The sequence below is a fragment of the Micromonospora sp. NPDC023869 genome (assembly GCF_055559695.1).
The window spans coordinates 1-21,654 of record NZ_JBVHKD010000012.1 but is presented as its reverse complement, the minus strand read 5'-3'; the positions used below and the strand labels follow the sequence as shown (position 1 = coordinate 21,654).

The window sequence follows — 21,654 nt, the reverse complement described above, 5'->3', positions numbered from 1 at the left end:
CTATCGGCCCTCGCACACCTCGCAGCCCGGGTCACCGCGCCCCCACCCTGACCGCCAGGTCAGGCCCGCACCCGTAGTCGGCGTGGCGGCAGCACCCCGGCCGGCGCGGTGGCGGACCGGGCCGGCGGACCGGCCGGCGTCCAGGAGCCGAGCACGGTGGCCCGGTCCGCCCCGGTCACCGAGGGCAGCGCTCCCGGCAGCCCGTGCCAGGACAGCCACCCCAGCAGCGCGAAGGCGTACGCCTCCTTGGCCTGCGCCGGGACGCCCAGCTCGTCGGTGGTACGCAGCCGACGCCCGGCGCCGAGTTCGGCGAGCCGACGTCACCCAGTGGAAGACCGTCTGCCCCGGCGACACCACCACGTCGACGCCGCCCCCGGCCAGCTCCAGGCCGACGGCCGCCGCCTCGGCGAACACCTCGCCCAACCGGTTGTCCAGCCGGCACACGTCGGCGATCGTGGTCGTGCCCGGCGGCAGCACCGCCCCGATCGCGGCGCGCAACGCGTCGTCGTAGGCCAGTCCCCGGTGTCCGAGCGGCCGCAGCCACAGCGTGTCGCCCTCGACGGTGAACTCGGCCACCGCCACGTCCACCCCGTCGTAGGAGGTCCCCGACATCAGCCCGACGATCTTCACCGGCCCAGGCTAGGTGGTCTGCCCGGCGAGGTCGGGGACCAGCAGCCCGACCAGCTCCACGTGCTGGGTCATCGGGAAGAGGTCGTAGCCGCGCAGCGCCGCCAACCGCCAGCCCAGCCCGGTGAAGACACGCAGGTCCCGGGCGAACGCGGCCGGGTCGCAGGCCACGTAGGCGACGGCACGCGGCCCGGCGGCGACCACGTCGCGCACCACCCGGGCACCGGCGCCCGAGCGGGGCGGATCGAGCACCACCACGTCGACCGGCCCGGTGATCCGGCGGCGGGCCAGCGCGGTCTCCACCCGGGCCGCCACCACCTCCACCCGGGGCAGGTCGCGCAGGTTCTCCCGGGCCGCCGTGACGCCGTCGCCGGCCGCCTCGACCAGCGTGACCCGGCCCGACTCGCCGACCCGTTCGGCCAGCGCGGCGGCGAAGAGTCCGGCCCCGCCGTAGAGGTCCCAGGCGGTCTCGCCCGGCTGTGGGTCGGTCAGTTCCCGCACCGCGTCGACAAGCGTGTCCGCCGCCGCCGGGTGCACCTGCCAGAAGGACGAGGCGGGCAGCGCCCACTCCCGGCCCGCGGCCCGCTCGCGCACCCGCTCCGGGCCGCTGACGATCCGGGTACGCCCGGCCGCGACGGCGGTCACCGTCACGTCCCCGCCGGTGGACGCGACCGTCTCCACTGCCTCGTCGTCCGGCCACCGCGTACCGGCGGAGGTCAGCACCGGCAGGTCCTGCACGGCCGGGTGGGCGATCAGGCAGCGGTCGATCGGCACCACCTCGTGCGAGCGGTGTTTGAGCAGCCCGGCCCGGCCCGCCGCGTCGACCGCGTAGCGGACGCGGGAGCGCCAGCCCAGCGACCCGCCGGGTAGCGCCTCGACCCGGACGCCCAGCGCGTCGCAGGCGGCCTCGTCGAGGCCGCCGATTCGGACGAGTTGCTCGCGGACGACCGTGGTCTTCCAGTCGAGTTGGGCCTGCGGGGAGACGTGTTGCAGGTCGCACCCGCCGCACTGGCCCGGCCGGGCGTACGGGCAGGGCGGGGTGACCCGCTGCGCGGCGGGCTCCAGCACGGTCACCGCGTCGGCCCGGACGAATCCCCGGTGCACCTCGGTCACCTCGGCCACCACCCGTTCGCCGGGCAGCGCGTGCCGGACGAAGACCACCTGCCCGTCGACCCGGGCCACGCAGTGGCCACCGGGGGCGACCGCCGCGACGGTCAGCTCGACCCGCTGGGCCTCCTCCAGCCCGCCGCCGACCGGACCGCCGCCGGTGGGGCCACCGTCGGTCGGCCCGTCAGCGGTGTCGTCCCGCCCTGCGGCGGGGGTGTGCGGCGTCGACCCGGTCATCGCGGCTCACCGCCCGGCGTCTCGCCGTCGCGGGACGCCACCGAGCCGGCCGGCGGGACGTGCGGCGGCAGCGTGCTGCGCGGCGTCACCCGGGGCCCCCGGGCCGGTCCCCGGCTCAGCGTGGCGTCCATCCGGTCCAGGTCCTTGCCGGCGGTCGAGGCGAGCTGCCACGGCACACTGGTCACCATCACTCCCGGTTCGAAGAGCAGGCGGCCCTTGAGCCGCAGCGCGCTCTGGTTGTGCAACAGGTTCTCCCACCAGCGGCCGACCACGTACTCGGGGATGAAGACCGTGACCACGTCGCGCGGTGACTCGCGGCGGACCCCCGCCACGTAGTTCAGGATCGGCCGGGTGATCTCCCGGTACGGCGAGTCGATCACGGTCAGCGGGATCGGCACCTCCCTCCGCTCCCAGTCCGCCTGCAACTGCCGGGTGTCGGTGTCGTCCACGTTGACGGTCACCGCGGTCAGCGTGTCCGGCCGGGTGGCCTGCGCGTACGCGACCGCCCGCAGGGTCGGCTGGTGCAGTTTGCTGACCAGCACGATCGCGTGGTTACGGGCGGGCAGCACCGGGCGACCGTCGTCCGGGGTCAGTTCGACCGCGACCCGGTCGTAGTGCCGGCGGATGGCCAGCATCAGCAGATAGATCACGCCCATCGCGACGATCGCGATCCAGGCGCCCAGCAGGAACTTGGTGATCAGCACGATGACCAGCACCGTTCCGGTCATCGCCATGCCGAAGGTGTTGATCGCCCGGGAACGGACCATCCGGGACCGCACCCGGGGATCGCGTTCGGTGCGCAGCAGCCGGTTCCAGTGCCGGATCATGCCGGCCTGGGAGAGCGTGAACGAGACGAAGACCCCGACGATGTAGAGCTGGATGAGCTTGGTCACCTCGGCCTGGAAGCCGACGATCAGCACGATCGCGAAGGCGGCCAGGAACAGGATGCCGTTGGAGAAGGCCAGCCGGTCGCCCCGGGTGTGCAGTTGCCGGGGCAGGTAGCGGTCCTGGGCCAGGATCGAGCCGAGCACCGGGAAGCCGGTGAATGCGGTGTTCGCGGCCACGAAGAGGATCGTGGCGGTCACCCCGACCACCAGGAACAGCAGGATCGAACCGGATCCGAAGATGGTCTCGGCGAGCTGCGCGGTGACGGTCTTCTGCACGTACCCGTCCGGGCCCCCGACGATCTGGTGGCCCGGGTCCTCGACGAACTGCAACCCGGTGAGCCGGGCCAGCCAGACGATGCCGACCAGCATGGTCACCGCGACCAGGCCGAGCATCAGCAGCGTGGTGGCGGCGTTGCGGCTCTTGGGCGCCTTGAACGCCGGTACGCCGTTGGAGATCGCCTCGACGCCGGTGAGCGCGGCGCACCCGGAGGAGAAGCTCCGCAGCAGCAGGAACGCCATCGCCCAGCCGGTGGTGTCGTGCCACTCGGCGGCGATCACCAGGTCGGCGCTGGGTGCGCGCAGGTCCTCACCGAGCACCACGATCCGGACCAGCCCGGTGAGGATCATGCCGATGATGACGATCATGAAGCCGTACGTGGGGATGGCGAACGCGCTGCCCGCCTCCTTGAGTCCCCGCAGGTTGACCGCGGTGAGCAGGACCACCGCGCAGACCGCGATCAGCACCTTGTGGGTCGCCACGAAGGGGATCACCGAGCCGAGGTTGGCCACCCCGGAGGAGACCGACACGGCGACCGTCAGCACGTAGTCGACCAGCAGGGCGCTGGCCACCCCGACCCCGGCCCGTCGGCCGAGGTTGACCGTGGCCACCTCGTAGTCGCCGCCGCCCGAGGGGTAGGCGTGCACGTTCTGCCGGTAGCTGGCCACCACGGTCAGCATCACCACGACGACGCCGAGGGCCACCCACGGCGAGAACACGAAGGCCGAGGCCCCCGCGATGGAGAGCATCAGAAGGATCTCGTCCGGCGCGTACGCCACGCTGGACAGCGCGTCCGAGGCGAAGACGGGCAGGGCGATGCGCTTCGGTAGGAGGGTGTGCTTGAGGCGGTCGGACCGGAACGGTCGACCGACGAGCAGCCGCTTCAACAGGGAGGTGGATCGGGCCACAACCGCCAAGCGTACGACCGCTGTCGCCCGGGACGCGCGGTGGTCGCCCGCAGCCGCTCCCGAGGCCGGAGTACCGTCGGTCCCCGTCCGCGACGCCGACGTGGCAGGCTCGCAGGCGACGAGGCGCGGCGGTACGCACCGTGGGAGGAAGCGTGCATATCGTGATCATGGGGTGTGGCCGGGTCGGGTCGACCCTGGCGCACAGCCTCGAAGCCCGGGGGCACTCGGTGGCGGTGATCGACCACGACGCCGAGGCGTTCCGCCGACTGGGACCGGACTTCGCCGGGATCACGGTCACCGGGGCCGGTTTCGACGGCGACGTGCTGCGCGAGGCCGGCATCGAACGGGCCGACGCCTTCGCCGCCGTCTCCAGCGGCGACAACTCCAACATCATCTCGGCCCGGCTGGCCCGCGAGACGTTCGGCGTGTCCCGGGTGGCGGCCCGCATCTACGACCAGCGTCGCGCCCAGGTCTTCGAGCGCCTCGGCATCCCCACCGTGGCCACCGTCCGCTGGACCGCCGACCGGATGCTGCGGCACCTGCTGCCGGAGGGCAACGTGGAGATCTTCCGCGACCCGACCAGCACGGTCTCGATCATCGAGGTGCCGGTGCACGAGGACTGGATCGGTCGGCCGGTCCGGGCGCTGGAGGAGGCCACCGGCGCCCGGGTGGCGTACCTGATCCGCTTCGGCATCGGCACGCTGTCCACCGGTTCCAGCGTGGTGCAGGAGGGCGATCAGGTCTTCATGCTGGTGACCGACGACATGGTGGCCACGGTCACCGCCACGGCGGCGGCGCCGGAAGGGGGACAGTGACATGCGGGTCGCCATCGCCGGTGCCGGCAACGTGGGCCGCTCGATCGCCCAGGAGCTGATCGAGAACGGCCACCAGGTGATGCTCATCGAGCGGCAGCGGCGGAAGCTGCGGCCGGAGCGGGTCCCGGACGCGCAGTGGGTACTGGCCGACGCCTGCGAGCTGACCAGCCTGGAGCAGGCCGACCTCGCCGGTTGTGACGTGGTGGTCGCCGCCACCGGCGACGACAAGGCCAACCTCGTGGTCTCGCTGCTGGCCAAGACCGAGTTCGCGGTGCCCCGGGTGGTCGCCCGCGTCAACCGGGCCGAGAACGAGTGGCTCTTCACCGAGCAGTGGGGCGTGGACGTGGCGGTCAGCAAGCCGCGCGTGATGGCCGCCCTGGTCGAGGAGGCGGTGACCGTCGGCGACCTGGTCCGCCTGATGACCTTCCGGCAGGGTGAGGCCAACCTCGTCGAGATCACGCTGCCGCCGACCGCGCCCTACGTCGGGCAGCCGCTGCGGGCGGTGCCGCTGCCCCGGGACGCCGCGCTGGTGGCCATCCTGCGCGGCAAGCGGGTCCTGGTGCCCAGCCCCGACGACCCGGTCGAGGCCGGCGACGAGCTGATCTTCGTGTGCACCGCCGAGATGGAGGACGCGGTGCGCGCGGTGATCCTCGGCCCGGACAGCGTCGAGCGCACCCGGGAGTCTCGCTGAGCCGCCGCCCGGGTCAGCTCGGCAGCGGCGTCGGCTCCGGCTCCCGCATGACCCGCCGGACGGTCCAGACCGTGATCAGCAACAGCAGCACGTACGGCGGGTAGCCCAACGCGAGCCGGGCCACGCCCAGCGCGGTGTCCTGCTGCGCCAGATAGAGCCCGGCCTGCACGCCGACCTTGGCCAGCCAGACCACGCCCCACAGCACGGTCAGGCCGGTGAAGGTGCGCACCAGCTTCGGGTCGTCGCGCCACTCGGAGCTGCCCTTGGCCACCAGCACCGACCACAGCCAGCCGACCAGGGGTTGCCGGATCACCGCCGAGACCAGCAGCGCCACTCCGTAGCCGATGCCGTAGAGGATGCCGGGCAGATAGAAGTCGCGGGCCTCGCCGGTCCGCCAGGCGATCGCGGCACCGATGCCGATGCCGAACAACCCGTTGACCGCGTGGCGCACCGGCCGGCGCTGGGCCAGCCGCAGCACGCCGATCAGGACCGCCACACCCACCGACGCGATCACCGCGGGACGCAGTTCGCCGAGGATGTTGACCACCACGAAGACGACCACCGGGATGCTGGACTCGACCAGCCCCCGCCATCCGCCGAGTTGGTCGGCCATCTGCTCGGCGACGGTCGGCAGCCGCTCCTCGTCGGTTGGCTCGGTCTCCGGCTGGGTGGCCGGGTGCTGTCCGGTGGTCATCGCCCGCCTTTCATCCGCCGCGCCCGCGCAGTCACGTCGACGGCTCCAACTCGTAGTACGGGTTGTAGATCACCTTGCGGTCGTCCCGCACCGCGATCCGCCCCTTCGCGGTCAGGTGTCGCCCGGGTTCGATGCCGGTGATGCGTCGCTGCCCCAGCCAGACCAGCGTCACGACGTCACTGCCGTCGTAGAGGTCGGCCTCCAGCGCCGGCTGGTTGGTGCGCGGCGTGTAGACCACCGTACGCAGGCGGCCGGTGACCGACGCCACCTGGCCCCGGGCACACTGCGCCGCCGGGACACCGCCGCACCGGGCGCTGTCCCGCTGCAACTGCTGGGCCTCGATCTCGGCCTCGCTGGCGGTGAGCCGTCGCAGCATCCGCCGCAGCGAACCCCGACCCTCGCCGGTGCCCATGACCTCCGCGTCACCCCATCCACGCCGGCCGGGACGTCTCCGGCACCCGCCGTGCTCCCGGCGGCGCCGGAACGGTTCACGCCAGCGTACGCCGGTCCGGGCCGTTCCGGCGCCTTCGCCGGAGCCTGGCTCAACGCGTACCGGGTGCCGGCGCCGTCTCGGCACCGGCCTCGACCTGATCGGCCGCCTCGCGGGGCAGGCGCAGCGGCAGCGGTTCCCGCACCGGCTTGGCCTCCTGTCCCCGGTCGACGACCAGGCCGTTGAGGCAGTCGGCCAGCGGACCGGCGGCGTCCGGGTCGGTGGCCGCCGCGCCCTGGTACACCGCCCGGACCATCCACCGCGGCCCGTCGACACCGACGAACCGCAGGTCGGTCAGCCCGTCCTCGGTACGCACCCGGGCGTGCAGCTCGGTGCCGTACTCGCCGACGACCTCCTGGGCGGCCGCGCCGTCGTTGAACAACGACTTGCGGATCTCCTCGCGCACTTCCTCCCAGATCCCCTCGGAGCGCGGCGCGGCGAAGACGCCGAGTTGCAGGGCACTCGGCCCGTGCACCAGCACCACCTGCTGGATCACCCCCTGCGGGTCGGCCTGCACCCGCACCTCGACCTCGGGGATCGCCGGGATCTGCAGGCTGCCCAGGTCGAGTCGCTGCACCCCGTCCGGCGCCTCGGAGACGTCGTACGGCCCGCGCGCCGGTGCCTCCGGCGCCGACTCGGCGCCGTCGACCGTCTGGAGCGCGTCCGTGGCTCGCTCGTCACGGGCGTGCCGTCCCGCGGCCCGCTTTCGGGAGAAGATCACTGCGTCCACCCTCCGCTGTTCGCACTCACCGTGCCATCTCTTCCGTCCACGCCGTCCGTGGCCGGCGGCGGCACCAGCCCGACGTGTCCGCCGGTGGAGCCGTGCCCGCCGGTCCCGCGTCCGGACGCGGGCAGCTCGGCCACCGGCCGGAAGGCCGCCCGTTCCACCCGCTGCACAACGAGTTGCGCGATCCGGTCGCCCCGCGAGATCTTCACCGGTGCGGCCCGATCATGGTTGATCAGGTTGACCAGGATCTCACCCCGGTAGCCGGCGTCGACCGTACCGGGCGCGTTGAGCACCGTCACGCCGAGTCTGGCCGCGAGCCCCGATCGGGGGTGGACCAGGCCCACGTACCCCTCGGGCAACGCGATCGCCACGCCGGTCGGCACCAACGCCCGGCCGCCGGGCGGCAACTCGACGTCGGCGGCGGCCACCAGGTCGGCACCGGCGTCACCGGAATGCGAGTACGCCGGCAGCGGCAGCTCGGGGTCGAGTTGCCGTACCGGCACGGGCACCAGGTCGGTCACGGTCTACCTCTTTCGTCCGTTCCGCTGGGGGTGACCCTGCCATCCTGCCCGGTGCCCGGCCCGCCGCGCGCCGTACCCTGGCACGAGTGAGCACGTCACCGTCCCCCTCCCCCACCACGGCGACCCCGACGTACGCCGAACGGCTCCGTCTGCCCTGGTGGCTGTGGCCGGCCGGGATCGCGGTCGCCGCGCTGCTCTCGGTGGAGGTCTGGATGGGCGCGGCCGGCGTACGCGCCTGGCTGCCGTTCGCGGTGCTCGTCCCGCTCGCGCTGGCGACCATGGCGTGGCTGGGCCGGATCCGGGTCGCGGTGGCCGGCGGGGAGCTTCAGGTCGACGACGCCCGACTGCCGGTGCGCTTCGTCGCCGACGCGGTCGCGTTGGACGCCGACGGGCGGCGTGAGGTGCTCGGCGTCGCCGCCGACCCGCTGGCCTTCGTGGTGCAGCGGCCGTGGATCTCCGGCGCGGTCCAGGTGGTCCTCGACGACCCGGACGACCCCACCCCGTTCTGGGTGGTCAGTTCCCGACGCCCGGTCGAACTCGCCGAGGCGCTCCTGGCCGCCCGCGACGTGGCACGCTGACTCCCACCCCACCCCGGGGGCGCTCGGGCCTCCTCGACGCTTTCAGGGCCGCTGCCGACGCTGTTCCGGGGCTCAGCCGTCGCGCGGGGCGGTCGGTCAGGAAGCGGGCAACGCGGGCGGGCCACCGGGCGCGGGCGGCCCATCGGGCAGCGCCCGCCGCTGGCGGCGCAGGTCGGTGCGGAGCTCGTCGGCGAGCGCCCGGGTGGCCCGCCGGTTCAGGAAACTCGCCACCGCCGCGCCGGTCAGGAAGGGCCCGAGCGTGGTCAGGTTGCGACCGAACCGCTTGAGCAGGGTGTCCCGCAGCTCGTGGCGGGCGGCGGTGCCGAGCACGGCGCCCACCCCCACGCCCGGCATCATCGGGTTGACCCCGCGCCGGTTGGCCCACGCCTGTACCAGGGCGACGGTGCGTTCGGTGCCGCCGCTGGGCAGCGGTACGCCGTAGATCTCGTGCAACTCGCCGGTCAGCTTCAGCTCGATCGCCACCACGGTGACCGTCTCGGCGGCCAGCAGCACCGGCGCGGACAGCAGGCTCGGGGTGACCGTCCACTGCACCGCGGAGGCGCCGCCGCCGGCCGCGCCGATCCCCGCCGTCGCCCGGGACGCGTTACGCACCAGCCGGTCGGCCAACTGCTCGTCGTCCAGGCCCGGGAAGTGCCGGCGCAGGGTGGCCAGATCCCGGATCGGTACGTGCGGGGCGATCTCGGCGACGGTGTCGACCATCCAGCGCACGGCGGCCTTCGGCTTGAACAGGTCACCGATGCCCCGGGCCCGGGCCTGCCCCACCAGCCGCCCGAGCAACTGGCGGCGTTTCGCCGGCTCGACGTCGTCGGCGGTCAGCGCGACCACCGTCGCGCCCAGTTCGTCCGTGCCCCGCTGGTCCGTGCCCCGCTGGTCCGTGCTCTGCTCGTCCGCGTCCCGCCCGTTCACGTCCCGCCCGTTCGCGTTCGGCTCGCTCATGCCGCCACTCCGCTGCCCTCCGTGCCGCCACGCGACACCGCGGTACGGGACCGATGACTCGACCGTTGCCGCGCGCCCATGCCTGACCTCCCCCGGCTGACGGCCACCACGTGGCACGTCACCTCACGAGTGAATCAGGTCTCGGGCGTCGCCGCTCGCCGAGCCGGGTAGCGGCGGCTCCGTGCCGGAGCCGCCGCTGTGGTGGTGGTGTCGGGCCGTCGGTCAGACACACTCACGGCAGATCAACTCGCCGTTGCGCTCGACCGCAAGCTGGCTGCGGTGGTGCACCAGGAAACACCGGGCACAGCGGAACTCGTCCTGCTGCATCGGTAGCACCTTGACCGTGAGCTCCTCGTCGGCGAGGTCGGCGCCGGGCAGCTCGAAGCTCTCCGCCACCTCCGCCTCGTCGACGTCCACGGCACCCGACTGTGAGTCGACGCGCCGGGCCTTGAGCTCTTCGAGGCTGTCCTCGCCGAGGTCGACCTCGTCGCGGCGCGGGGCGTCGTAGTCGGTGGCCATCGGTTTCACTCTCCCATTTCGATGTTGTCGCTTCCGGTTGTAACGCCGGACGACGCTGTTTCGGTTCCGCTGGCCGGCCACCGCAAGTGTCGGCCACCCGACCCGACGACTGCGTGGGCCAGACCGCCAGAGGATCTCCCCGACGAGCGCGGAACCTACCCCCCCTTGGGCGAGGCATGTATACCGCCCTCGTGGCTGAGATGTACGCCCCTGCACGGGAAGTTGTTCCCAATGTGACTCAGGCGACACGAAGATAGGGGTAGTAGTACCCGGTTCCAGGGTGGCGCGCCGGTATGTCGGACTGTTTCCACGCGACGGTCGGACAACCGTTAACCTCAGCGGCGTACCCGGCGGCCGGCGGGACGGCCCCCACGCCGACGGCCGCTGCCACCCATCCATCGCCCGGGAGCGCCCTGATGAGCTTTGCGCGAGTGCGAGCACTCGTTGTCGTCGGCATGCTGGCGGTGGTCGCCCTGGTCTTCGTGGTCGTCGCCCTCGTCAAGGACACCCAGGGTAACGCGGGCTCCGCCCAGGGTTGCCCGGAGGACTGGCCCCGCGCCGACGTGACGTTGCGTGAGCGCAAGGACGTCAAGATCAAAGTGTTGAACGCCACCGACCGCCCCGGGTTGGCCAGCAGCGTGGGCGACGAGTTCCGCAACCGCGACTTCCAGGTCCAGAAGGAAGGCAACCAGAAGAAGCAGGTCGACGACGTGGCGGTGCTGCGGTACGGCCCGAAGGGCGTCGGTTCCGCCCACCTGCTGCGGGCGTACTTCCTGAACAACGCCGAGTACGAGTACGACGCCAAGCGCGAGGACGACGTGGTGGACGTGATCCTCGGCAACAGCTTCCGGCAACTGGCGACCACCACCGAGGTCAACCAGTCCCTCGGCGACCTCGGTTCGCCGGTGGCCCCGCCGGGCACCTGCCCGATGCCGATAGAGGACTGACCGACGGATCGGTCCGACCGGGTGGACCGGACGAGCCGGGCGGGCCGAATCTGATCGGCCGAGCGTCCCGACTTCGGGTCACCCGGCCGGACGATCAGGGACCGCCGGAGGCGTCCAGCGCGGCCAGCCGGTCGTGCAGGGGCGCGAACAGCTCCGGCGGCGCGGCGATGACCATGTCCGGCCCGGGGCCCTGCCCGTCGATCCCGCCGATCCGCAGGCCGGCCTCGGTGGCCACCAGCCCGCCGGCCGCCCGGTCCCAGTCCGCCAGGCCCTTCTCGTAGAACGCGTCGGCCCGCCCCTCGGCGACCAGGCACAGGTCGACGGCGGCGGCGCCGAGTCGACGGATGTCCCGGACGTGCGCGATCAACTCGGTCACCACCCGGGCCTGGTGGGCACGTCGGGCCGGGTCGTAGCCGAAGCCGGTGATCACGAGCGTCTGCCCGAGGTCGGTCTCGGTGGAGCCGCGCAGCCGCCGGCCGTCCCGCCAGGCACCGCCGCCGGCCGTCGCGGTCCACTCCTCGCCGGTGTGGATGTTGCGCACCACCCCCGCCACGACCTCGCCGTTCACCTCCGCGGCGATCGACACCGCGCAGTGAGCCAGTCCGTACAGGTAGTTGACCGTGCCGTCGATCGGATCCACGATCCACCGCACCCGCGCCGGTGTGGCCGTGCCGCGCTCCGTCGCGCCGTACTCCTCGCCCAGCACCGCGTCGTCCGGACGTCGCAGGCGCAGCGCGTCGACGATCTGGCGCTCCACCGCCCGGTCGGCCGCGGTCACCACGTCGGTGGCGGTGCTCTTGGTGGCCGCCACGGAGACGCCCTCGACCCTCATCCGGTACGCGGTGGCCGCCGCCTCCCGCGCTACCTCGATCGCGATCTCCAACAACTGCCCTGGCTGCGGCGTCGAGCGGTCCATCGTCCGTCCCCTTTCCGCACGGCCGGGTTTCCGAGTCCTGCGCAGGTATCATCCTTACAAAGTCCAGATGTGCACCGAATCGGCGGTCTCGACCGCCGGTCAGCCGTGCGGCGCAGGATGATCGCCGCAGACGGCGTTACAATTCACCCCTGCCCACCGCCACGGGCGACCGGACGACCGGTCGGCCGGGGACACGGGGGTTCCTCAACCACATCGCCCGGCGTGGTGCCCCACGCTGCTCCGGACGATCCCGGCCGTGCTCGCTCTTCGCCTCCGGAAGGTCATTCGTGACAGAACCCCGCCAGACCGGCGCCGACGTTCGCTCGCTCACCGACACCCTGATCGCCCACGCGCAGAGCGCCGGCGGCCAGCTCACGTCGGCCCAGCTCGCGCGCACCGTCGAGTCCGCCGAGGTGACTCCGGCCCAGGCCAAGAAGATCCTGCGGGCGCTCTCCGAGGCCGGGGTGACCGTGGTGGTCGACGGTTCGGCCAGCACCCGCCGCCGGGTCGCCGCCGCCCGCTCCGCGACTCCCGCCTCCCGGGCCACCACCGCCAAGACCACCAAGAAGGCGGCGCCGCCCGCCCCGAAGCAGGCGGCCTCGTCCGACGAGGCGCCGGCTCCGGCGCCCCGCAAGGCGACCGCGCGCAAGGCCGCCGGCACCACCGCCGACGTGGCCAAGGCCGTCGCGCCCGCCAAGAAGTCCACCCGGGCCACCAAGGCGACGGTGGCCGCCGCCACCGGTGCCAAGCCGGCCAAGGCCGCCGGCAAGGGCGAGGGCACCGAGGGTGAGGTCGACCCCGAGGAGCTCGCCGCCGAGATCGAGGACGTGGTGGTCGAGGAGCCGGCCGAGCTGACCCGGGCCGCCGAGGCCGACGCGGCGAGCTCGGCCACCGACAACGACTTCGAGTGGGACGACGAGGAGTCCGAGGCGCTCAAGCAGGCCCGCCGCGACGCCGAGCTGACCGCCTCGGCCGACTCCGTCCGGGCGTACCTCAAGCAGATCGGCAAGGTGCCGCTGCTCAACGCCGAGCAGGAGGTGGAGCTGGCCAAGCGGATCGAGGCCGGGCTCTACGCCGCCGAGCGGCTGCGCGCGGCCGACGAGGGCGAGGAGAAGCTCGTCCGCGAGATGCAGCGCGACCTGCTCTGGATCTCCCGCGACGGCGAGCGTGCCAAGAACCACCTGCTGGAGGCCAACCTCCGTCTGGTCGTCTCGCTCGCCAAGCGGTACACCGGCCGTGGCATGGCCTTCCTCGACCTCATCCAGGAAGGCAACCTCGGCCTCATCCGCGCCGTCGAGAAATTCGACTACACCAAGGGCTACAAGTTCTCCACCTACGCCACCTGGTGGATCCGCCAGGCCATCACCCGCGCCATGGCCGACCAGGCCCGCACCATCCGCATCCCGGTGCACATGGTCGAGGTGATCAACAAGCTGGGCCGGATACAGCGCGAGCTGCTCCAGGACCTGGGCCGTGAGCCCACTCCGGAGGAACTGGCCAAGGAGATGGACATCACACCGGAGAAGGTGCTGGAGATCCAGCAGTACGCCCGGGAGCCCATCTCGCTCGACCAGACCATCGGCGACGAGGGCGACAGCCAGCTCGGTGACTTCATCGAGGACTCGGAGGCGGTCGTCGCGGTCGACGCGGTGTCCTTCTCGCTGCTCCAGGACCAGCTCCAGCAGGTGCTCCAGACGCTGTCCGAGCGGGAGGCGGGCGTGGTCCGCCTACGCTTCGGCCTGACCGACGGCCAGCCGCGCACGCTGGACGAGATCGGGCAGGTCTACGGGGTGACCCGGGAGCGGATCCGGCAGATCGAGTCCAAGACGATGTCCAAGCTGCGGCACCCGTCGCGTTCCCAGGTACTCCGGGATTATCTCGACTGATCAGCTCACGTCAACTGATCGTGTCGTTTTGACCACCAGGCGTCAACGCCGGATGGTGATCAGGTGGTTGCACGAATGTGATCGTTGACGTGGCACCCTGGGTGCACGGCACACTGTCCGTGCCAGGTGTGACCTCGGTCCCCCGCGGGCACACAGGGAAGGCGAGGCCCTGCAAGGGTGTTGCACGATAGGTGACCAAGACCGAAGAGAGTGTTCATCGGTGACGACCAGAGGAGGAAGGCGATGACCCCGACCCTCACGCCGCCGCCCGAGACGGTGAGCCCCCCGGCCGCCGATGAACGGTGCGACCGCTGCAATGCCGCCGGCAAGCTCCGGATCACCCTCTCGGGTGGCAGCGAGCTGGTGTTCTGTGGGCACCACGCCAACAAGTACGCGGAAGATCTCGTGAAGATCACCGTACGGTTCGCGACGGACCCGGAGTTCACTTGGCGCGGCGCCGACCTGATGGCCAACTAGAACCCACGAGACACACCGCCGGCCGGAGGCCCCGCAAGGGCCTCCGGCCGGCTCCGTCTACCCCCACCCCCACCCACCCCCACCCCCACCCTCAGACGCGGGTGATCAAGAGGTTTGGGCCACGATCGCCGACTCGCCCCGACGCAAACCTCTTGATCACCCGCGTGGGCGGGGCGTCAGGGCGGGGGTGGGGTGTCAGGGCGGAGGTGGGGTGTCAGGGCGGGGGTGGGGTTAGAGGGTCTGGACGGTGGCTATGCGTTCTTCGAGCTGTTCGATGGTGGCCTGGGCGCTGGGCGGGCCACCGCAGAGGCGACGGAGCTCGGCGTGGATCTTTCCGTGCGGTTGGCCGGTGCGGTGGTGCTGGGCGGCCACCAGGGCGTTGAGCTGACGGCGTAGCGCGACTCGGCGCTGTGCGGCGTTCATCGGTGCCGGCGCGGGCGGTGCCGACGGCTCGGCCGGTCGCTCGGTGGCGCGGCGCTTGCGGGCCGCCAGTTGCGCGGACTGCCGCTTGGACAGCAACTCCGCCACCTGCTCCGAGGTGAGCAGCCCGGGCAGGCCCAGGTACTCCTCCTCCTCGGGGGTGCCGGCCTGAGCGGCGGTGCCGAACGAGGCGCCGTCGAAGATCACCTGATCCAGTTCGGCGGTGGCGGACAGCGCGGCGAACCGCTTCTCCAGCTCGCCGCTGGCCTGGTCGTCGCGCTGGGCCCGTTCCAGCAGGTCGTCGTCGAAGCCCTCGCGGTCCTTCGGCTTGCCGAGCACGTGGTCCCGCTCGGCCTCCATCTCGCTGGCCAGCCCGAGCAGGTGCGGAACGCTGGGCAGGAACACCGAGGCGGTCTCCCCCGGGCGGCGGGCCCGGACGAACCGCCCGATCGCCTGCGCGAAGTACAGCGGGGTGCTGGCACTGGTCGCGTAGACGCCGACGGCCAGCCGGGGGATGTCGACCCCTTCGGAGACCATCCGCACCGCGACCATCCAGCGTTGCTCGGACGCCGCGAACGTCGCGATCCGGGCAGAAGCGCCCACGTCGTCCGAGAGTACGACAGCCGCCTTCTCCCCGGTGACCTGCTCGATGAGCTTGGCGTACGAGCGGGCGGACTGCTGGTCGGTGGCGATCACCAGACCCGCCGCGTCGGGCATGCCCGCCTCGCGCAGCACGGTCAGTCGGGCGTCGGCGGCCCGCAGCACCTGCGGCATCCAGTCGCCGGCCGGGTCCAGGGCGGTACGCCAGGCCTGGGCGATCAGATCCTGGGTCATCGGCTCGCCCAGCCGGGCCGACAGCTCCTCCCCGGCGTTGGTACGCCACCGGGTCTCCCCGGAGTACGCCAGGAACAGCACCGGCCGCACCACACCGTCGCGTAGGGCGTCGCTGTAGCCGTACACCGAGTCGGCCCGGGACCGCAGCAGCCCGTCCCCGCCCCGCTCGTACTCGACGAACGGGATCGGGTTGTCGTCGGAGCGGAACGGCGTACCGGTCAGCATCAGCCGGCGTACGGCGGGCTCGAAGGCGGCCTTCACCCCGTCGCCCCAGGTGCGGGAGTCGCCGGCGTGGTGGATCTCGTCGAGGATGACCAGGGTGCGCCGGGTCATGGTGCGCCGCCGGTGCACGTGCGGCGCCATACCGACCTGCGCGTAGGTGATCACCGCACCGTGGAAGTCCGTCGACGAGTGCAGGTCGGCGTTACGGAACGCGGCGTCGAGCTGGATGCCGATCCGGGCCGCCGCGTCCGCCCACTGGGTCTTCAGATGCTCGGTCGGCGCCACCACGGTCACCGCCTCGACGGTGCCGTCCGCGAGGAGTTCGGCGGCGATCCGCAGGGCGAAGGTGGTCTTACCGGCGCCGGGGGTGGCGACCGCGGTGAAGTCCTCGCTGCGACGGCGCAGGTACTCCACCATCGCCTTGCGTTGCCAGGCCCGTAGGGGCGGGAACGTCTCGAGCGCCGGCGTCCGGGGTGCCACGGCTCGCTCCTCTCCGACCGCAGTGTCCCGACCGCAGGCCGGCGGACCCGGGCCGGGGGCGCGGTAGTCGCCCCACGAAAACGCCTCCGCGCAGAAGAAGCCGCGAAGGCCGACTCAGCATAACCAGGACCGGCGACCGGCCCCACGCGACGCCACACCGGCCGTCCGGTGCCCTTCGCCACTACCCGGCCGCGACGGTCACCGTGCAGGTCGCACGCCACGTCGGCTGCCGCACCGCGTCCGCGACGCGACGCCGCCCCCCGCCGCGCCGGGACGGCCGGAGTGGCGGCGGTCACTCCGGCGGTGGCCCGGACGCCCCGGTGCGGGGCGGGCGCAGTGTCGCCACCGGCGCCGACCACCGTCGCCGCAGCGCCACCAGGCGTATGCCGAAGACCAGCACCGCCGCGGCGGTGAGCGGGGCCGGGCCGGTGCGGTCGAGGCCGTACAGGACCGCGACCACGATCGCGCCGACGAGTGCCGCGAGCGCGTAGATCTCCCGCCGCAGCACCACCGGAATCTCGCCGGTGAGCAGGTCGCGGACCAGGCCGCCGCCGATCGCGGTGAGCATCCCGATCAGGCAGGCGCCGACGGCCGGCACGCCGGCTTCGAGCGCCTTGAGGGTGCCGACGACGGTGAACAGGCCGAGCCCGGCCGCGTCCAGCACCAGAACGGTGGTACGCAGCCGGGCGAACTGCGGGTGCAGCCAGAAGATCGCCCCGGCGGTCAGCGCGGCGGTGGTCGCGTACCGCCAGTCGCCGAAGGCCAGCGGCGGTGCCTCGTTGATGACCAGGTCACGGAAGATCCCGCCGCCGAGGGCGGCGACGAAACCGACGAAGACCACGCCGAACAGGTCGAGTCGCTTGGCGACCGCCGCAGAGGCTCCCGAGGCGGCGAAGACCGCGACGCCGGCCAGGTCGGCCAGGAGCAGGGCGGTGGAGGTGGTCACCGCCGCAGGTTACGCGGGCGTACGGGCGGTCGGCCCGGGGTCACTCGCGGTACGAGTCGTAGATCTCCTTGCACTTGGGGCAGACCGGCGAACCCTTCTTGGGGGTCTTCGTCACCGGGAACTTCTCTCCGCACAGCGCCACGACGAAGGTGCCCATGACGGCACTCTCGGCGATCTTTTCCTTCCGGACGTAGTGGAACATCTCCGGGCCGGTGTCGGCGTCCTTCAGCTCGGGACGCTCGAGGACCTCTGTGCTCACGTCTGCACCTCCGACCGTCAAGTCTGGCAGGTCACTGTGCCCCCGGTCCACCTGAGGTCACCGGGGTGGCGGCAGTACCGTGGGCGACTGTGACCGACTTTCACCTTCGCCACGGCACCGAGGTGGCCCAGGCGCTGCGCGAGCGGCGTCCTGTGGTCGCCCTGGAGAGCACCATTGTCTCGCACGGCCTGCCCCGGCCGGACAACCTTCGGGTGGCCCGAGAGATCGAACAGGCCGTCCGGGACGCGGGCGCGGTCCCGGCCACCATCGGGATGGTCTCCGGCGAACTCGTGGTGGGCCTCGACGACGCCGAGCTGACCCGGCTGGCCACCGCCGAGGACGTGACCAAACTCTCCGTACGCGATCTCGCGGTGGCCGCCGCGACCGGCGCGGACGGTGCCACCACCGTGGCCGCGACCAGCGCGGTGGCGGCTCGGGCCGGCATCGGCGTGTTCGCCACCGGCGGCCTGGGCGGGGTGCACCGGGAGGCCGCGCAGACCTTCGACGAGTCCGCCGACCTGGTCACCCTGGCCCGGACGCCGATCGCGGTGGTCTGTGCCGGGGTCAAGTCGATCCTCGACGTCGGGGCGACGCTGGAGCGCCTGGAGACCCTCGGGGTGGCCGTGGTCGGCTACCGCACCCGCCGGTTCCCGGGCTTCTTCATCACCGACAGCGGCTTCGACCTGGACTGGTCGGTCGACTCGCCGGAGCTGATCGCGGACGCACTGGCCGCCCGCGAGGCGCACGGCGTGCACCACGGTGGTCTGGTCGTCGCCAACCCGCTGCCGGTCGACGAGCAACTCGACCCGGACCTGCACGACCGGACCCTCGCCGAGGGACTGGCCCGGCTGGAGCGCGACGGGGTGAGCGGCAAGGCGGTCACCCCGTACCTGCTCTCCCACTTCCACTCCGCCACGGAAGGTGCCAGCCTGGCGGTCAACGTCCGGATCATCCTGCGCAACGCCGATCTCGCCGCCCGGATCGCGGTGGCCGCCGCCACCCGGCGCGACAGCGCCACGGCGTGAGCGGATCCGGCGTACGGACCGGCACCGGAGCGCGCCGCGGCAGCGCCGCCGGCCGGGTGCTGGTCGTCGGTGACGTGATCACCGACGTGGTGGCGGTGCTGACCGCCCCGCTGGCGCGGGGCACGGACACGCCCGCGTCGATCCGGTTCACCGGCGGCGGGCAGGCCGCGAACACCGCCGCCTGGCTGACCACGCAGAGCGTGCCGGTGACGCTGGTCGGCGCCGTCGGCGACGACGCCGCCGGTCGGGACCGGATCGCGGAGCTGACCGCCGTGGGCGTCGACTGCGCGGTGCGGACGGTGACCGGGATGGGCACCGGCACGGTGATCGTGCTGGCCGGTGGGGACGAACGCACCATGGTCACCGAGCGCGGGGCGAACGTCGGGCTGCGCCCCGAGCAGGTCGACGCGGCGCTGGCCGAGGCGCCGGAGGCGAGCCACCTGCACCTGTCCGGGTACACGCTGCTGGACCCGGAGTCCCGCCCGGCGGGTCGGCACGCGCTGGCCGCCGCCCGCGAGCGCGGCCTCACCACAAGCGTGGACGCGGCCTCCGCAGCGCCGCTGCGGGCCGTCGGTGCGGCGGCCTTCCTGTCCTGGGTACGCGGGGTCGACCTGCTGCTGGTGAACACCGACGAGGCGACGGTGCTGGCCGGCGGACTGGATCCGGCGGCCCAGGGGCGGGCGCTGGCCGCCACCGCCCGGCGGGTGGTGGTCAAGCGCGGTGGGGCGGGCGCCACCTGGGTGGAACGGACCGGCACGCTCGTCACCTCACCGGCCCGCCGGGTGGCGGTGGTGGACGTGACGGGAGCGGGTGACGCCTTCGCGGCCGGGCTGCTCGCCGCCTGGCTGACCGGGGCGACTCCGGAGGCCGCCCTGAACCGGGCCACCGACCTCGGCGCGGCGGCGGTCTCCCAGGTGGGTGCCCGGCCAGTCGGCTGAACCGCTCACGACGACCAGTCCTGCCCGGGCCGGGCCACTCCCGTGCTGCCCGGGTGGGACTGCGTCAGGGCTCGGCGTCGATGACCTTGTGCGGCCGTTCCTCGGCGGTGAGGCTCATCGGCGGGGTCTCCTGCTGCTGCCGCCGTGCCGACCGGCCGATCAGCCGGTGCTGTTCCTTCGGCGGCCGGTCGTTGGCCAGCAGCACCGCGAGCCACGGGACGACGATCATGCCCAGCGCCACCAGCGGCAGCCAGAGCCAGAGCAGGGGCGCCCGCGTGCCGACCAGGATCGCGCCGGCGATCACGCACGCCACCCGGACGCCCATCATCGCGACGTACCGCCGCTGCCGGCTGGTGAGCTGGTCGTTCTGGCTGCGCGAGGCGTCGGTGATGAGGATCGGCCGGTACGCCTGATGCTTCACCGTGTACCTCCTCGGGGTCGCCTCCATCCTGTCACCTCGACCGGGCCCGCGACGACGTTCGTCGGGCCACCGCCTCGCCGGACCGCTCAGCCCCCGGTGGCCTTCGCCTTCGCCGCCGCCTTCTGCTGCTGCTTGTACTCCCGGACCAGGCGCAACGACTCGGCGTCGGTGAAACCCTTGGCGGAGGTACCGGCACCGGCGAATACTCGCTTCGCTCCAGGCGGTACCGGTACCCAGCACCCCGGCAGTACCCGTACCGGTACCCCAGTCAGTACCCAGTACCCCTTTCCGACGGCTACAGCCCGTTGCGTCGGTGGGCTGCCCACGCGCCGGTCCAGGCCGCGAGGTCGTGGACCCACCCGGCGGCAGTGCGCCAGGACTTGGCCGACCACTTCGCGGCGTTCTTCGACGCGAACTCGTCCAGGACCTCGCCGTCGAGGCTGGCCCATGCGGGGAACTGTGACAGCCATTCCTCAGCCTGGCTTGGGGTGTGGCCAGCACCGATGAGCCACTGCACGAGCAGCGTCAGCTCTACCCACGGGGCAGCCCTCGTCGCCCATGCCCAGTCGACGATCCGCAGACCGCCCGCAGTCTTGATCAGGTTGGCCGGGTTCAGGTCGGTGTGGATGAGCGACCTGCCGGCCATCGCCGGCTGCCAGAACCCGAGCCGCGCCTCCGGGGTGAACCAGGCTCCGCCCGGCGCAGGGGCCGTCTGTAGCCCCTTCAGGGCCACGGCGAGCACGCCCAGGTCCGCGCTGCCGGGCGAGAGATCGGGGTGGGGGCCGTCAAGGTGCTCGACCCCCACCGCCAACCAGCCGCCGTCCTCGACGTGCCACAGGACTGCCGGTGCGCAGTCGATGGCCTCGGTTGCCGACAGCTCATAGCGCAGTGACCGGACGCCGATCTCACCCGAGGCCGCCTTGACGAAGACCTTGCCGGCGGAGCCTGTGACGGTTGACGCGATCTCCGCATGGTCGCCACTCGGAGCCGGACAGACGTCGATGATGCCGCCGACTCGCGCGGCTATCCTCGCCGTCACGGCGTCGGGCAAGGACGCCCAGTCACTACGCATGGATCACCTCTCGCTGTTACTGCACGCCAGGCTGGGGCGGGTTGGGCGGGCAGCAGGACTCGGCCTCACCGTGCCAGAACTCCATGTCGACCCGGAAGCCGGTCCGGTGCAGCGCCGCGAGCGTGAACGTCACGGCGGTGCCGTCCATCATCCCCTCGGTCAGGATCGGGATGTGGTGGACGAAGCCCCCGGCGATCTGCTCGCAGGCGGCGGTGTACGGGACGGTGTGCTGCAACACGGAGTGCCACACCGCGTCGACCGGGAGGGTCGGCACGACACGGCCGATCGACCCGTCCGGCAGCGGCATCCCGAAGTCGGCGTTGCCGACGTTGTCGGCGTGCGCCTTCAGGAACACGAGGAACTGCTCGACGGCCCGCTCCGAGTAGGCGCGGGTGACGTGCCGGTCGGCAGCGAAGTAGTCGACCAGCTTGCCGAACGTCTCGGCGTCGACGAGGGTCCGGGGGTCGGCGGCGGTGGTGGCCGACCTGTCGGCGGTGATATTCACGTCTGTCCTCCTAGCTGTGTTGCTGGGGATGCTGCGTCTGTGCCTGTCCTTCGGTGTAGCGATCGGTTGGGCGACTCACAGGCGGCGGCGGACCGGAGGGCCCCTCAGGTTGCGTCCAGGGAAGTGGTGTACGACTTGCCCGTGATGGGCGTGTTGCGTAGATGAGAGACGGCCACCGCGCGATCCTTCGAGACGGCTAAATCCAACGAAGGAGAGTGATGCGCGATGGCCGCATCTGAGAGTGTGAACCCTGTTGACCTGCTGTGCGAGC

General features: G+C 72.5%; 24 protein-coding genes. 8 read left to right on the top strand and 16 right to left on the bottom strand.

Annotated features, from left to right (window positions below; all coding sequences use genetic code 11):
* Genes ACZ31C_RS26450 through ACZ31C_RS26440 form a run of 3 tightly spaced genes read right to left on the bottom strand, consistent with a single transcriptional unit; the run spans window position 1 to window position 4,043 of the window.
* Entirely contained in the window at window positions 1-630 is a 630-nt protein-coding gene (locus ACZ31C_RS26450) for an anhydro-N-acetylmuramic acid kinase (protein WP_465797575.1), read from the bottom strand.
* A gap of 9 nt (window positions 631-639) precedes the next feature.
* Window positions 640-1,971: a class I SAM-dependent RNA methyltransferase gene (locus tag ACZ31C_RS26445; protein ID WP_465797574.1), complete on the bottom strand. Its 1,332-nt coding sequence runs from the start codon at window positions 1,969-1,971 to the stop codon at window positions 640-642.
* Window positions 1,968-4,043 (bottom strand): APC family permease, encoded by a 2,076-nt coding sequence (locus tag ACZ31C_RS26440; protein WP_465797573.1) that lies wholly within the window; start codon window positions 4,041-4,043, stop codon window positions 1,968-1,970. The genes ACZ31C_RS26445 and ACZ31C_RS26440 overlap by 4 nt, the downstream gene beginning before the upstream one ends.
* 152 nt (window positions 4,044-4,195) lie before the next feature.
* On the opposite strand from ACZ31C_RS26440, the gene ACZ31C_RS26435 reads away from it, so the two are divergent.
* Window positions 4,196-4,858, top strand: a complete 663-nt coding sequence (locus ACZ31C_RS26435) for a potassium channel family protein (RefSeq protein WP_396745026.1) — start codon at window positions 4,196-4,198, stop codon at window positions 4,856-4,858.
* A 1-nt stretch (window position 4,859) separates the two neighbouring features.
* A complete protein-coding gene (locus tag ACZ31C_RS26430) occupies window positions 4,860-5,549 on the top strand; it encodes a potassium channel family protein (protein WP_131056112.1) in 690 nt (229 codons plus the stop codon).
* 13 nt (window positions 5,550-5,562) lie between these two features.
* Here ACZ31C_RS26430 and ACZ31C_RS26425 read toward each other — a convergent pair whose 3' ends face one another.
* From ACZ31C_RS26425 to dut, 4 genes are all read right to left on the bottom strand, one after another.
* Window positions 5,563-6,243 (bottom strand): DUF3159 domain-containing protein, encoded by a 681-nt coding sequence (locus tag ACZ31C_RS26425; RefSeq protein WP_465797572.1) that lies wholly within the window; start codon window positions 6,241-6,243, stop codon window positions 5,563-5,565.
* A gap of 31 nt (window positions 6,244-6,274) precedes the next feature.
* Window positions 6,275-6,655 carry an OB-fold nucleic acid binding domain-containing protein gene (locus tag ACZ31C_RS26420; RefSeq protein WP_396745032.1) on the bottom strand — a complete coding sequence of 127 codons (381 nt, stop codon included), beginning with the start codon at window positions 6,653-6,655 and terminating at the stop codon, window positions 6,275-6,277.
* Between the two features lie 130 nt (window positions 6,656-6,785).
* Window positions 6,786-7,454, bottom strand: coding sequence for a DUF3710 domain-containing protein (locus ACZ31C_RS26415; RefSeq protein WP_350693934.1), 669 nt, complete (start codon window positions 7,452-7,454; stop codon window positions 6,786-6,788).
* Window positions 7,451-7,981: a dUTP diphosphatase gene (gene dut, locus ACZ31C_RS26410; protein ID WP_465797571.1), complete on the bottom strand. Its 531-nt coding sequence runs from the start codon at window positions 7,979-7,981 to the stop codon at window positions 7,451-7,453. Before dut ends, ACZ31C_RS26415 begins: the two co-directional genes overlap by 4 nt.
* Window positions 7,982-8,058: 77 nt before the next feature.
* Here dut and ACZ31C_RS26405 point away from each other — a divergent pair, with 77 nt between their 5' ends.
* Complete coding sequence (locus tag ACZ31C_RS26405; RefSeq protein ID WP_465797688.1) at window positions 8,059-8,559, top strand: DUF3093 domain-containing protein; 501 nt, start codon at window positions 8,059-8,061, stop codon at window positions 8,557-8,559.
* Between the two features lie 96 nt (window positions 8,560-8,655).
* On the opposite strand, the gene ACZ31C_RS26400 is transcribed toward ACZ31C_RS26405, so the two are convergent.
* On the bottom strand, window positions 8,656-9,516 hold the full coding sequence (locus tag ACZ31C_RS26400; protein WP_465797570.1) for a hypothetical protein: 861 nt from the start codon (window positions 9,514-9,516) through the stop codon (window positions 8,656-8,658).
* Between the two features lie 222 nt (window positions 9,517-9,738).
* Window positions 9,739-10,035, bottom strand: coding sequence for a DUF4193 domain-containing protein (locus ACZ31C_RS26395; RefSeq protein ID WP_007075406.1), 297 nt, complete (start codon window positions 10,033-10,035; stop codon window positions 9,739-9,741).
* Between the two features lie 431 nt (window positions 10,036-10,466).
* Between ACZ31C_RS26395 and ACZ31C_RS26390 the strand changes: the two genes are divergently transcribed.
* Window positions 10,467-10,982, top strand: coding sequence for a LytR C-terminal domain-containing protein (locus ACZ31C_RS26390; protein WP_465797569.1), 516 nt, complete (start codon window positions 10,467-10,469; stop codon window positions 10,980-10,982).
* Between the two features lie 94 nt (window positions 10,983-11,076).
* Here the strand turns inward: ACZ31C_RS26390 and ACZ31C_RS26385 are convergent, their stop codons facing one another.
* Window positions 11,077-11,898 (bottom strand): inositol monophosphatase family protein, encoded by an 822-nt coding sequence (locus ACZ31C_RS26385; RefSeq protein ID WP_465797568.1) that lies wholly within the window; start codon window positions 11,896-11,898, stop codon window positions 11,077-11,079.
* Window positions 11,899-12,185: 287 nt separating this feature from the next.
* Here ACZ31C_RS26385 and ACZ31C_RS26380 point away from each other — a divergent pair, with 287 nt between their 5' ends.
* Both ACZ31C_RS26380 and ACZ31C_RS26375 read left to right on the top strand, forming a co-directional pair.
* Entirely contained in the window at window positions 12,186-13,784 is a 1,599-nt protein-coding gene (locus ACZ31C_RS26380; RefSeq protein ID WP_465797567.1) for an RNA polymerase sigma factor, read from the top strand.
* Window positions 13,785-14,027: 243 nt separating this feature from the next.
* Window positions 14,028-14,261, top strand: a complete 234-nt coding sequence (locus ACZ31C_RS26375; RefSeq protein WP_117226588.1) for a DUF7455 domain-containing protein — start codon at window positions 14,028-14,030, stop codon at window positions 14,259-14,261.
* A gap of 231 nt (window positions 14,262-14,492) precedes the next feature.
* On the opposite strand, the gene ACZ31C_RS26370 is transcribed toward ACZ31C_RS26375, so the two are convergent.
* The 3 genes from ACZ31C_RS26370 to ACZ31C_RS26360 all read right to left on the bottom strand — a co-directional run bounded on the left by ACZ31C_RS26370 (window position 14,493) and on the right by ACZ31C_RS26360 (window position 17,422).
* Window positions 14,493-16,217 carry a DEAD/DEAH box helicase gene (locus tag ACZ31C_RS26370; RefSeq protein WP_465797566.1) on the bottom strand — a complete coding sequence of 575 codons (1,725 nt, stop codon included), beginning with the start codon at window positions 16,215-16,217 and terminating at the stop codon, window positions 14,493-14,495.
* Window positions 16,218-16,509: 292 nt separating this feature from the next.
* Window positions 16,510-17,163, bottom strand: coding sequence for a trimeric intracellular cation channel family protein (locus tag ACZ31C_RS26365; protein ID WP_465797565.1), 654 nt, complete (start codon window positions 17,161-17,163; stop codon window positions 16,510-16,512).
* Between the two features lie 40 nt (window positions 17,164-17,203).
* Window positions 17,204-17,422 (bottom strand): DUF3039 domain-containing protein, encoded by a 219-nt coding sequence (locus ACZ31C_RS26360; protein WP_449944499.1) that lies wholly within the window; start codon window positions 17,420-17,422, stop codon window positions 17,204-17,206.
* Between the two features lie 89 nt (window positions 17,423-17,511).
* On the opposite strand from ACZ31C_RS26360, the gene ACZ31C_RS26355 reads away from it, so the two are divergent.
* Window positions 17,512-18,447, top strand: coding sequence for a pseudouridine-5'-phosphate glycosidase (locus ACZ31C_RS26355; RefSeq protein ID WP_396745056.1), 936 nt, complete (start codon window positions 17,512-17,514; stop codon window positions 18,445-18,447).
* Window positions 18,444-19,385 carry a carbohydrate kinase family protein gene (locus ACZ31C_RS26350; protein WP_465797564.1) on the top strand — a complete coding sequence of 314 codons (942 nt, stop codon included), beginning with the start codon at window positions 18,444-18,446 and terminating at the stop codon, window positions 19,383-19,385. The genes ACZ31C_RS26355 and ACZ31C_RS26350 overlap by 4 nt, the downstream gene beginning before the upstream one ends.
* Before the next feature lie 64 nt (window positions 19,386-19,449).
* Here the strand turns inward: ACZ31C_RS26350 and ACZ31C_RS26345 are convergent, their stop codons facing one another.
* From ACZ31C_RS26345 to ACZ31C_RS26335, 3 genes are all read right to left on the bottom strand, one after another.
* Window positions 19,450-19,806, bottom strand: a complete 357-nt coding sequence (locus ACZ31C_RS26345) for a DUF3099 domain-containing protein (protein ID WP_465797563.1) — start codon at window positions 19,804-19,806, stop codon at window positions 19,450-19,452.
* A gap of 295 nt (window positions 19,807-20,101) precedes the next feature.
* Window positions 20,102-20,878 carry a phosphotransferase gene (locus ACZ31C_RS26340; RefSeq protein WP_465797562.1) on the bottom strand — a complete coding sequence of 259 codons (777 nt, stop codon included), beginning with the start codon at window positions 20,876-20,878 and terminating at the stop codon, window positions 20,102-20,104.
* 16 nt (window positions 20,879-20,894) lie between these two features.
* Window positions 20,895-21,383, bottom strand: coding sequence for a glycine-rich domain-containing protein (locus tag ACZ31C_RS26335; RefSeq protein ID WP_465797561.1), 489 nt, complete (start codon window positions 21,381-21,383; stop codon window positions 20,895-20,897).
* Window positions 21,384-21,654 lie beyond the last annotated feature (271 nt).